Source organism: uncultured Brachyspira sp. (assembly GCF_934747485.1).
In the GTDB taxonomy this organism is placed as follows: domain Bacteria; phylum Spirochaetota; class Brachyspiria; order Brachyspirales; family Brachyspiraceae; genus Brachyspira.
In genome coordinates this window covers 1-12,580 of record NZ_CAKVGN010000033.1, presented here as the reverse complement: position 1 = coordinate 12,580, position 12,580 = coordinate 1, and the positions used below count along the sequence as shown (strand labels likewise).

Below are 12,580 nucleotides of genomic sequence, written 5' to 3'. Positions count from 1 at the left end.
TACTTATTGTTTTTTTAATATATTTATTTATATCAACTTTTGAGAAATTTAAATTTGTAATACTTATGTGCGATTATCCTATATCACTTTTTACAATGAATACAATTATAAATATAATAATATTAGCTATACAATTTTTTGTAATGGGGGCAATAATTATTTAATTTTGTTCTATGTTTATTGAAGCTCCCATATCCATAGAATTAGTTTTTCCTTTATAGCGTGCATTTTCTGATATTATGCAGTTTTCCATTAAAGCGTTTGATATACTAACTTCCTCAAACATTATACAGTTTTTTAATATTGAGTTTTCTATATTAGAATTTCTTCCTATATGCACATAAGGCCCTATAACAGACCTATTTATTTTCACATCCTCTTCAATAAAAACAGGAGGTATTATAGCAGTATCTTTTACCCATTTGCTAAGTATGCTATGAGTAATTATAGTTTTATTTGTTTCTATCATAGTATTTTTTTCACCGCAGTCATACCACCCATCAAGTTTGAATGTTTTAAACACACTTCCATTTTGTATCATATACTCTAAAGCATCGGTTAATTGATATTCATTTTTTGTTTTTATATCATTTTTAATTATATAATCTATAGCATCAAATAATTCTTTAGAGTTTACAATATTATACATTCCTGTTAAAGCCAAATTACTTATAGGCTCTTTAGGTTTTTCTACAAGCTTTGTAATAACACCATTGCTGTCAAGCAAAGCAACACCAAATCTGCTCGGATTATCTACTTCGCATACACCTAATGAGTTCTCATTTTTAGCAACTATATCTGATAAATTAAGCTTAAATATTGTATCTCCAAGTATAATAAAAAGTTTATCATCATCTTTTATATGCTCTCTGGTAAGCGAAACAGCATGAGCCAATCCTTTATACTCTTTTTGCTCTACAAAAGTAAGTTTTACATCTTTATATTTAGAAGTTAAGTAGTTTATCATTTTATCTTTTAAATATCCTACTATAAATATAACCTCTTCAAGATTCTCTAACTCTAATACCTCTTTCATAATAAAGTCAATAATTGTAGAGCCTGCTATAGGAAGTATAGGTTTTGGTTTTGTTATTGTGTGCGGTCTTAATCTGGTGCCTTCACCTGCAGCTGGTATTATAACTTTCAATTTATATATCCTTATAAAAAATATTATATATTATAATATATTCATAAATGTAAATAAATCAATATAATTATTTAATTAATGGCACAAGCATAGCATTAGCAACATCTTCATTATTTCCAAGCAAATATTTTACTATTTCTAATGCAAAAAATACCGTAGTAGCAGGACCTTTAGAGGTGATAATATTATCATTAATTACAACTAAATCTTTTTCAACATACTCTCCGCCTTTAACCATACTTTCACAGCTTGGATAGCATGTATATTTGTCTTTTATAACAGAAGCTTCACCTAATACTATAGGAGAAGCACATATTGCAGATACTAACTTTTTATTTTTATACATTTTTTGAATTTTGTCTATAACTCTCTTATCATTTTTTAAATTATTCATTCCGCCCATACCGCCAGCAAGTGCTATAGCATCAAAATCTTCATTTATAACTTTATCTAATGTAGTATCAGCTTTTAATACTATACCATGTGAGCCTTTTACCTCTAAATTATCAGTTAAAGAGGCAGTTATTGCTTCTATATTTGCTCTTCTTAATACATCTGTAATAGTTACAGCCTCTAGTTCTTCAAAACCTTCAGCTAATGGTACTAAAACTTTTTTTGACATTGTAGTTATTCTCCTTATCAGTTGTGTTTTTTAATAAATTATATTTTAATATTTATTTTGTTTTTTGCAATATATAACTGTATTTAAATACATTTATTTTTATGCGTTAGTATATTATAAATTGATAGTTGCAGTATGAAAGTTTTTATATTAGTTTTTTAAAAAAAATTATTATATTATTTTTAGGCATACATAAATAATACTAATGGTATTGACTAAAATTAATGTTTATTATATTAATTAAAAAGATGATTTTTTTAAATCTAAAGAGAGTGTTTATTGCTTTTAAAAAAATAAAATTTAATATAGACTGTTTTTTTTGTTTATATTAATATATAATTATAAAAAATAACATTTGAAAAATTATTTATGAAGATTTTATTAGCTATAACTAGTTCTATATCAGCCTATAAAATGCCTTTTCTTGTTAGCATGTTAAAGAAACAGGGACATGAAGTAATATGTGCTGTTACAAAAAATGCAGAATATATGGTAGGCGTAAAAGCATTAGAAACAATGAGCGGCAATCATGTTATAAGGGATATGTGGGAGGAAGAAGACCCCCTTACGCATATAAATATTAGCAGAAAAACCGATGTATTTTTATTAGCTCCGGCAGATGCAAACACAATATCAAAAATAGCAAATGGTATATGCGATAACACTATTACTTCTATAGCATGTGCCTATACAGGAAAGAAGATGTTTGCCCCAGCAATGAACCCTAATATGTGGTTTAATAAGGCAGTTCAGAAAAATGTTCATTATTTGATTGAAGAACTTGAATATACTATGATAGGACCTGCTGCTGGAAATATGGCTTGTAATGATACTGGTATAGGAAGACTTGCAGATTTGGAAGAGATAGCAGACAAAGTTGTTAATAACTTTAGCCATTTCAGTTTGAAGTATGATAATATAAGATTTACAGTAACTTCTGGTGCTACAAAAGAGTGGATAGACCCTATAAGATATATTACAAATAATTCTAGCGGTAAGATGGGAGAGGCTATATATAATGAAATACATCTTGGTGGAGGAATTACTACATATATAGAAGGCGATGTTAATGAAGAGCTTCGTGTATATGCAAGCGACAAGAAAATAAAAATAGATACTACAGAAGATTTAAAAAATAATGTACTTGCTGAACTTGAAAATACTGATATTTTGCTTATGGCTGCTGCTCCTTTAGATTTTAGACCTGCTATTGTGCATGATAAAAAGTTAAAAAAACAAAATATTAATGCCATAGAATTAAAGCAAAATGATGATATATTGGTTAGCACAAGGGATAAAAAGTCTAAGAATACGCTTATAGTTTCATTTGCGGCAGAAACAGCTCTTAATGATGAAGAGCTAAAAAATTATGCAGTAGAGAAAATGAACAAAAAGGGAGCAGACATGATAGTAGCTAACAATATAAAAGATGCTATTGGAAAAGATACTAATAAAATAAGTATTTTCTTCAAAGATGGAAGAGTGAGAAATTTCCCAATGCTTAGTAAAAGGGAATGTGCGAAGGAAATTGTTAGTATTGCTGTTGAGGAATGGAAGAATAAAAATATATAATTAGTTAAATATAAATAAAAAATAGGATTAAATTAATGAGTTATCTTTATGAAATAAATGATATTAGTAAGATATATGGTCATGGAGGAGGTGCTACGGAGGCATTAAAATCTATTAATCTTACTATAGAAGAGGGTAAACTTACTGCTATACTTGGACCAAGCGGTTCTGGTAAAAGTACGCTTTTAAACATACTTGGGGCATTGGATAAGCCTACGGGAGGAAGAGTATTATTTTTGGGTGAAGATATTACTCATTACAGCAATAAAAAATTAGCTAAGTTTAGAAGAGAAAATATAGGCTTTGTGTTTCAAAGTTATAACCTTCTTCCAAATTTAACTGCTTTAGAGAATGTTGAGTTTTCTACAGAAATAACTGGTCTTACAAGAGATAATGCTGAGAATGCTTTAAAACTTTTGGGGCTTGAGCATAGAATGAAGCATTATCCTACAGAATTATCCGGAGGAGAGCAGCAGAGGGTGAGTATTGCTCGTGCTATAGCTAAAAAACCAAAAGTTGTATTATGCGATGAGCCTACGGGGGCTTTGGATAATAAAACTGGTATCATGGCTCTTAGAATATTAAGAAACTTAAATAAGGATTTGGGTACTAGTATAGTATTAATTACTCATAGTAAAGAGATTGCTAAGATGGCTGATACGGTTGTTAAGGTTTTAAGCGGAGAGGTGATAGAGAAATATGATGTGGAAAACCCTTTAAATCCTGAAGATATAGAATGGTAAGAAAATAATTTTATTAATGGAAAAATAATGTTTAATATAAAAACGAAACTTTTATTTAGAAAAATTAGTAAACAGCTTGCAATATTTATATCTGCTATTTTTATAGTAACTTTAGCGGTGCTTTTTTTTGTGGCTGTAAAGACTGTATATAGAGATTTTAAACTTACTGCTGAAGAGTATTTTGATAAAAATAATTTAGATGATTTAGTATTATTTGGTATGTTTAGCGAAGATGATATAAAAACCATTGAAGAGATTAAGGGTATCGATATGGTAGAGGCTAAGCATAGATTTCAGGGAAAAATAGAGGATATTGATGCTATTATATACGGAGTTGAAGAAAATAAAAATAGGATAAATATACCTTACATATATGACGGAAAAGATACTTTGGAAACTAATGAGATAGCAATTAACAAAAATTTTGCAGATGCTAATTCATTATCTTTGGGAGATGAAGTAGAAGTTATATTTAATGATAAAACTAATTCCTTTACGATAGCAGCTTTAGTATCCTATCCTAATTATGTTTTCTTGTTTAAAGACGGAGCTTCTACTGCTTCTGAGGCTAAAGATTTTGCTGTTATAGAAATGAATGATAATAACTTTAATTATGTGCCTTACAATTCCATATATATAAAATACGAAGATAATGTAAATAGAGATAATATAGAACAGCTTATAAGAATAAAGCTAAAACAAAAAATATTTTTCTTTACAGACAGAGGACAATCTGTAAATTATATAAACTATGAACAAACATTGCTTCAAATAGATTCTTTTTCATATATTTCGCCGTCTATACTTTTACTTATGGCTATACTGCTTTTATATATTATACAGAGAAGAAATGTTGCTGTTGAAAGAAAACAAATAGGCATAATGAAAGCTATTGGGCTTACAGATTTTTCTATTATGTTTATGTATATCAAATATTCATTTTTGGTGTCGTTCTTTGGAATATTATTAGCTTTTATTGCGAGTAGGATTCTTTTGCCGCCAATATTTAAGTCTCTTGGGGCTATATTTGATATGCCTGACTTTAATTATCATGTTTACTTAGATTTATGGATAATATCAACTTTAATAATATTGTTTGTATGCATATTCTCTAATTTGCTTGCAGCTATTTCTATATTAAAGCTAAACCCAGCTCAGTCCATGCGTGGAGAGCCTCCAAAGAGTTCTGGTAAAACATTAATAGAGAAATTCAGTATATGGAATAAATTATCATTCAACAGCAGATACGCGATAAAAAATGCTTCAAGAAGTAAAACGAGATATTTAGCATCGCTTTGGGGAATGTTTGCGGCAATTAGTATGACTATATTTGCTCAAGGGTTTAATAATTCTTTTGATTATTTTTTATATACCCTTTATGAGAAATTTGCTTTGTATGATGCTTCTGTGAATATTACTCCAACAAAATGGGAAGATAATAGTGATATACTCACTAATGACAGCATAAAATATTATGATAAGGCTGCTATTTATCAATCAAGGCTATATCCTGCTTTTGATGATGATAGTGAAAGTATTTATTTGCCTACTCTGATATATAAAGATGGATTTTCTTCTCTTGATATACCATACAACGAAGATAGAGAAGATTCTGTAATGATTCCAAAATATTTGGCAGATAAATTAAAAGTAAAAGAAAATGATTATATAGGAATAGAATTATATACTATTGGAAACAGCATATCAAGAAGAGTGAAAGTCAGCAAGCTTGTAGAACAGCAGGGTATGTTTTATATTTATATGGATAAAGATTTTGCAGAAGATACTTTTGATATACCAAATGTTTACAACTCTTTATTTTTAACTTCTAAAGATGATGTTTCTCGAGATGATATAAAAGCTATATTAGATGATAGTAAAGATGTATCATATTATAGTTTTAGAAATGATGAATATCAGGCATATAAAAATCAAATAGCTACAATATATTTACTCGTGCAAATACTTATATTTATAGCATTCTTGCTTGGTGCTACATCGCTTTATGGTGTTGGAGTTATTACTTTGGCTACAAGAAGATATGAGTTTACGCTTCTTAAGGTTATGGGATACACCACTAAAGAGATAATGCTTGCCTCATTAAAAGAAACTATTACTCAAGTGATAATAGCAATACCTGTGGGAATATTGGCTGGATATGGCATACTTTATTTGGTTAAGAAACCTTTTTCAAGCAAGTTATTTTCGTTTGTACCACACGTTTATAATTATAGTTATGCATTAGCAATAGGGTTACTTATTATTGTTATATTCTTGGTGTCTTTGATGAGTATGCATTATGTAAATAAGCTTGATATGGTTGAGGGCTTAAAAGACAGAGAAGAGTAAAAAATCTTCATAAGTATTTTAAGTTTTAGCATATATCTAAACCTCTATATTTTGATAATTTTTATGAATGTATTATAAACTTTTCCTGTCGTAAAAAGTGCAAATACTATAGTGTTGTATGTTTTGAATATGTATAAACTATAAGATACTACTTTTATTTTAAGCATAAAAAATTCAGCCTTTTTGCTTCTTTGTGGCAACAAAAGAAGTAGGGGCTCGGGGGCTAGCCCCCGAAAATAATAAAAAATATAAAAACTAAATTTTTAGTATATAATAATAATTTCTAAGTTTGTCAATTTTTATTGTTCTTTTTCCCGCAGCAAAAAGAACCAAAAAGTGCAAGAGCTTTAGCTTTATATATTTGGAATATGAATAAAATATAGTTGTTTCAGTATATACATAAACAGCTATATTTTGATAATTTTTATGAATGTATTATCAGCTTTTTAATAACTTTTGGAGCTATTATACGTATACGCTTATCAGTTGGAAAAACCAGCACAAATAAAAAAATTAAAAATTAATCAATTAAGTTTTAATTTCTTGCTTACTTTATCTGTGATTTTCTTTGTTCCTTTTGGACCTACTGCTGTGAGAAAAAACTTTTTGTCTTGAAATATATCTTCTATTGCTTTATTTATATCATTTATATTAATTTTGTCTATTGTGTTATACAAATCTTTATAAGATACATATTTAGAAAAATAAAGCTCATTTCTTGCATTTTTATTCATAGCAAAGCTTGCACTAAACTTACTAAAAGACATGGAACTTTTATAGCTCTCTTTTGCCTCTTCAAGTTCTTCTTTAGTTATTCTTTCATCTAATAACCTTTCTATTTCATCATATATGCTTGTTACAGTCTTTTCATAACGGTCTAAACTTGTTGAACCAAATATATCGAAAGTACCTCCGTTTAGAAAAGCTGAATTGTTGCTGTATATGCTATAGCATAATGCTTTATTTTCTCTTATAGATTGAAATAATCTTGAATATGAACTTCCTCCGAATATATCATTTACAATGTTCATGGTATATTTTCTTTTATCACATGCACTGTATGATGGGGTTATTAAAGCAAAATATACTTGATTTAAGTCTGCTTTTTCTTTTGACACTGATTTATAAAAAAATGGTAATTCTTCATTTGCAGGTAATATATTTTGTTTAAGCTCCATAGAAGATAATTTATCTATTGCTGATTTTACATTGAAATTTCCTGCTATTGATACTATTAAATTATTTGAGTTAAAATGATTTTTAAAATAAGTTAATATTTTATCTCTGCTTATATTTTTTATGTTTTTTATATTTCCGCCTATAGGAAACTGCATAGATGTACCCTTGTAGGCTTTTTCAAAAAATTGATTGGTCATTATCTCTTCTGGAGAGTCTGATGTCATTTTTAACTCTTCTATAATAACCTTTTTTTCTTTTTTTATATCCTCTTCTCTAAATGCTGAGTTTAATGCTATATTAGACAATGTATCTATTGCTCTGTCAAAATATTTTGATATTATATTAATATAAAAAGAAGTGAAATGTCTTGAAGTATAGGCATTAAATACTCCTCCTACACCTTCTATATATCGCACTATCTCTTTAGAAGACATATCATTAGTACCTTTAAATAGCATATGTTCTATAAAATGTGAATATCCATTTTCTTTTTCAGTTTCATCAGCACTGCCTGTAATGAAGAAAAAACCAACTGAAACTGTTTCTAAAATAGGCATATATTCTAAAATTATTCTTATGCCATTGTTTAAGGTTAATCTTTTTACCATTTGTTTATTTCCTAGTTTATTGAAATTAGATTATAATGTATAATATAAGTATTTGCAAATGTTTTAATGATAATTAAAATATTAGTCGATACTGTTATAAAATATTTTTAGGAAATTGGCATGCAAAAATTATTTAGCATTTTTTTATTATTATTTTTTACACTCTCTTGTGCATCAAATATGAAAACAGCTAATAGAAATTATAATAATATATGGATAAAAAAGGTAAGAGGTAAGAGGGTAGTTGCTCCAAATGGATATTTATATACTTTTTTAGATAATGGAGATGTGGAATATAGTTTGTTTGGAAAAAAACGAGGGATAGGCAAGTTTGATTATGCAAAGAGTGAAACTAATGCCTACTATTATGAAGTAACGCCTCTAAAAAAGGTTGCCCGCAATGTGAGAACTACTTCAGAAATACCTAATAAAAAAGTTAATATGTATGTTAGTTTTATTCTTAACGAAAATAATATATCAATGACTTCAGATTATACTAGGGCATATTATAATAGGTTAAATGCTTGGAATAAAAATAATTTAAATCTATACGGTTTTCTTCGTGAAGATAAAGATATGTCTGACTATCCTATACCAAATCCTGATGAGGTAGAGTTTAATAAACCTATTAATTTTGGTGTATTAAGATAATAATTTTTATACTATATTTTTTTATTTTTTATATTAAAAACTGTTAAATATAGTATAAGAATATTTATCAATTAGGAGATTTTTTTAATATGAATAAGAAAAAAGCTGTTTTAATAGTTGTAGATAGCTGCGGAGTGGGTGCTTTGCCTGATGCTAAAGAGTTTGGCGATGAGGGAGTAAACACTTTGGCTAATTTAGCTAAGGCATCTGGAGGAATCAGTTTGCCTAATTTAGAGAAAATTGGGCTTGGCAACATTATAGATATAGAAGGTGTGGCAAAAGTAAATAATGCTGAAGGATATTTCGGCAAGGCAATGGAGACTTCTAAAGCAAAAGACACAACTACGGGGCATTGGGAGATAGCTGGTTTAGTTTCTACAAAACCTTTTAATACTTATCCTAATGGCTTTCCTGATGTTACTATAAAAGAAATAGAAAAAATGTCTGGAAGGACTGTTGTATGCAATAAGCCTTATTCTGGAACTGAGGTTATAGACGATTATGCAGATGAGCAGTTAAAAAATGGCTCTTTAATAGTGTATACTTCTGCAGATTCTGTACTTCAAATAGCAGCTCATGAGGATATTATACCTGTAGATGAGCTTTATAGAATATGTGAAAAATCTTTAGAGATATGCAATAAATATTCACCTGTTGCGAGGGTTATAGCACGTCCTTATATTGGCACTAAGGGTAATTATAAGAGAACAGAAAGGCGTCATGACTATTCTGTGCCTCCAAGCGGTGAAACTATGCTTGATAGGCTTAAAAATAATAATTTGCCTGTTATTGGTATAGGTAAAACTAGCGATATATTTGCTGGAGTTGGCATTACTGAAAACAGATTAACCAACAAAAACAATCTCGACGGCATAGAAAAAACTATTAAGGCTATTAAAGAAGTTGATAATGGGCTTATATTTACTAATTTAGTTGATTTTGATATGCTTTACGGTCATAGAAGGGACTATATAGGATACAAAAACGCTTTAGAAGAATTGGATAAATATATACCAGAGATGATTGATAATTTGAATGATGATGACTTGCTTATAATAACAGCCGACCATGGATGCGACCCTACATACAAAGGAAGCGACCATACGAGGGAGTATATACCAATACTTGCTTTTGGAAAGAAATTAAATAAAAATATTAATATAGGTGTAAAAGAATCATTTGTTTCTATAGCAGCTACAATAGAGAAATATTTGCTTGGACAAACAAAGCTTGAAGGTGCTTTTATATAATAAAATGTATTTATATGAATTAATTATATTAGTATATTATAGAATGTGTATTTTTTATTAATTTTATATTTTATAAATACATAGTAAACTTGCCATATAAGTTTTTTTGTTCAACTTTTTTCCGCAGCTCGCACCCACAGGCACTTCCTTCGGTTGCGGTGCGGACTTCGTCAAAAGAACCAAAAAGTGCAAATATTTTTAGTTTTATATATGATATATATAAAATAATAAATTGTATTTTTGAATATACCTAAGTATTACTTCATAAAAATGCAGTTCTTTTGGTTCTTTTATACCAATAAAAGAACTGGGGGCTTGGGGGCAAAGCCACCACAAATAATAAAAAACATAAAAATTTTTAAATTTATAATAATTGTTCTTTTTCCCGCAGATCGCACCCACAGGCACTTCCTTCGGTTGCGGTGCGGACTTCGTCAAAAGAACCAAAAAGTGCAAGTTAAGAAAGTAATACTAATTATATTTTACATACTAAATATTAAATCAAAAACAATACAAATATTTATTAATTTAGTTTGAAAAGAAAAACATTATAAACTATTTTGGTTATACTATTAATTATTAAACTCATTGTTATAGTATTCTATAGTGTCAATCATTGCTTTTACTTGTGATGATGATAACATAAACTCTTGATATTCTCTTCCAGATATTCTTAAACCAACTTCCTTAGCATTGGTAAGTATTTTATAAAGCTCTTTTACTTCCCCGTCGCTAATTTGTATTATAGCATATTCATTAATTACAGCGGCGGTTGTGGATATATTTCTTGAAACATTAGTTAAAGTAAATATTATTTTATCATAAGTTTTAGTATCAAATATATATGCAGTATTGGCATAAATTAAATTGGGCATAGCTTTAGTGCCGATATATAGCCACCAAGTAATTTCTTTATCATTATTTATTTGAAAATATAATTTAGCACCATATTCATAATATTCATCGGCATATGTATAGGTTTGTATGCCTGTGAGTTTATCGTCTTTTATTTTTAGAGAGTAATTAGCACATGATATGCTTACAAATAATAGAGTTATAATAAATAAAATGTTTCTCATATATAATATTATTATAATAGTTTCTATAACTCTTGCAACTATATATTTACAAATTTGCTTCAATAATATCAGATATTAAATTAAAATATTTATTTGTTATTTTTTTTATATGCTCTCTTGCATTAATTTGAACATAGCCGTCATATTTTTTTATCATATCTATATCATTGTTTGAATCGCCAGCTGCTAATATTTTTTCTATATTTTTATCTTTTAAAATATTTTCAAGGTTTTTTATCCCTGTGGCTTTGCTAATATTTGCCCTTACTATATCTATAGCTGTAATATTACCATAGGCTGTTACTGTATTAAATTTGTTATTTATTTCATCTTGTATAATTTCTGTTTTATTTACATCTGGACTTATTTTATTTATTTGGGTAATACTTTTTATATTTTGTGCTTCTTCTATTGTTATTTTTCTATCTACTTTAAAAGGTAAATTATGTTCTCCTTTTCTTGGTATTACAGATAAAATTTCATTGTCATTTGATATTTCAACGCTTCCTTCATAGCTGTTGTATAAATAATTGATAACTTCCATAGCATCATTTATTTCTATCTCTTCTTTTAAAATTATATTACTGTCTTTGTCCATAATTAAAGCACCATTATTAGCTATGATATAATCAAACTCTATATTGTTGTTATGAGTTTGCTCTAATATTGAAAATTTATTTCTTCCAGTAGCAATAACAAATATATTTCCTTTTTCTCTCCATCTTTTTATAGCCTTAATTACTTTATCATCTACAATGCGATTAATATATAAAGTCATGTCATAGTCGCTAACAAATAATTTCATTTTATTCTCCAATAATTTTTATGAGTACTCTTTTATTTCTCATGCCGTCATATTCTCCGTAAAAAATTTGCTCCCAAGTACCAAAATCTAATTTGCCGTTTGTAACCGCCACAACAACCTCTCTTCCCATAATCTGTCTTTTCAAATGAGCATCAGCATTATCTTCATATCCATTGTGCCTATATTGACTATGAGGTTTCTCTGGAGCTAATTTCTCAAGCCAAACTTCAAAATCATTATGAAGCCCGCTCTCATCATCATTAATAAATACACTCGCAGTAATATTCATAGCATTGCATAAAATTAAGCCTTCTTTTATTCCGCTTTCTTCTAAGCATCTTTGAACTTCATTAGTAATGTTAATATATCCTCTTCTCTTTGGATAATTTATCTCCAAAACTTTTCTATATGATTTCATTTTGTGTAAACTCTTTCTTATTATTTTATGAAAAAGATTATATCAAAATAAAGCCCGTTTGTCAAAAATATTTTTGTTGGTTTTGCACAGGAGCCAGACATATTGCAGTTAGGAATTCCTTAATTTCTTAAAGTATAGCATAGGTGTATCATAATTT

The 12,580-nt window shown here is 28.3% G+C and carries 11 protein-coding genes; 5 read left to right on the top strand and 6 right to left on the bottom strand.

Annotation, left to right across the window (positions count from 1 at the left end; all coding sequences use genetic code 11):
• Nucleotides 1-160: 160 nt before the first annotated feature.
• Nucleotides 161-1,147, bottom strand: coding sequence for a sugar phosphate nucleotidyltransferase (locus Q0H31_RS07365; RefSeq protein ID WP_295296852.1), 987 nt, complete (start codon nt 1,145-1,147; stop codon nt 161-163).
• A gap of 67 nt (nt 1,148-1,214) precedes the next feature.
• Nucleotides 1,215-1,769: a DJ-1 family glyoxalase III gene (locus tag Q0H31_RS07360; protein WP_295296850.1), complete on the bottom strand. Its 555-nt coding sequence runs from the start codon at nt 1,767-1,769 to the stop codon at nt 1,215-1,217.
• Between the two features lie 369 nt (nt 1,770-2,138).
• On the opposite strand from Q0H31_RS07360, the gene coaBC reads away from it, so the two are divergent.
• From coaBC to Q0H31_RS07345, 3 genes are read left to right on the top strand one after another with little or no spacing between them, the layout of a single operon-like run.
• Entirely contained in the window at nt 2,139-3,341 is a 1,203-nt protein-coding gene (gene coaBC, locus Q0H31_RS07355; protein ID WP_295296849.1) for a bifunctional phosphopantothenoylcysteine decarboxylase/phosphopantothenate--cysteine ligase CoaBC, read from the top strand.
• Nucleotides 3,342-3,376: 35 nt separating this feature from the next.
• Nucleotides 3,377-4,084 carry an ABC transporter ATP-binding protein gene (locus tag Q0H31_RS07350; protein WP_295296848.1) on the top strand — a complete coding sequence of 236 codons (708 nt, stop codon included), beginning with the start codon at nt 3,377-3,379 and terminating at the stop codon, nt 4,082-4,084.
• 27 nt (nt 4,085-4,111) lie between these two features.
• Nucleotides 4,112-6,433 (top strand): ABC transporter permease, encoded by a 2,322-nt coding sequence (locus Q0H31_RS07345; protein ID WP_295296845.1) that lies wholly within the window; start codon nt 4,112-4,114, stop codon nt 6,431-6,433.
• A 524-nt stretch (nt 6,434-6,957) separates the two neighbouring features.
• Here Q0H31_RS07345 and Q0H31_RS07340 read toward each other — a convergent pair.
• The gene (locus Q0H31_RS07340) at nt 6,958-8,220 is read right to left on the bottom strand and encodes a pitrilysin family protein (RefSeq protein ID WP_295296843.1); all 1,263 of its coding nucleotides are present in this window, start codon (nt 8,218-8,220) and stop codon (nt 6,958-6,960) included.
• Between the two features lie 120 nt (nt 8,221-8,340).
• Between Q0H31_RS07340 and Q0H31_RS07335 the strand changes: the two genes are divergently transcribed.
• Entirely contained in the window at nt 8,341-8,871 is a 531-nt protein-coding gene (locus Q0H31_RS07335; protein WP_295296842.1) for a hypothetical protein, read from the top strand.
• Nucleotides 8,872-8,960: 89 nt separating this feature from the next.
• A complete protein-coding gene (locus tag Q0H31_RS07330) occupies nt 8,961-10,121 on the top strand; it encodes a phosphopentomutase (protein WP_295296839.1) in 1,161 nt (386 codons plus the stop codon).
• A 572-nt stretch (nt 10,122-10,693) separates the two neighbouring features.
• Here Q0H31_RS07330 and Q0H31_RS07325 read toward each other — a convergent pair.
• From Q0H31_RS07325 to Q0H31_RS07315, 3 genes are read right to left on the bottom strand one after another with little or no spacing between them, the layout of a single operon-like run.
• Complete coding sequence (locus Q0H31_RS07325) at nt 10,694-11,200, bottom strand: hypothetical protein (protein ID WP_295296837.1); 507 nt, start codon at nt 11,198-11,200, stop codon at nt 10,694-10,696.
• A gap of 46 nt (nt 11,201-11,246) precedes the next feature.
• Nucleotides 11,247-12,005 carry an HAD family hydrolase gene (locus tag Q0H31_RS07320; RefSeq protein ID WP_295296835.1) on the bottom strand — a complete coding sequence of 253 codons (759 nt, stop codon included), beginning with the start codon at nt 12,003-12,005 and terminating at the stop codon, nt 11,247-11,249.
• Nucleotide 12,006: 1 nt separating this feature from the next.
• Entirely contained in the window at nt 12,007-12,423 is a 417-nt protein-coding gene (locus Q0H31_RS07315) for a secondary thiamine-phosphate synthase enzyme YjbQ (RefSeq protein WP_295296833.1), read from the bottom strand.
• Nucleotides 12,424-12,580 lie beyond the last annotated feature (157 nt).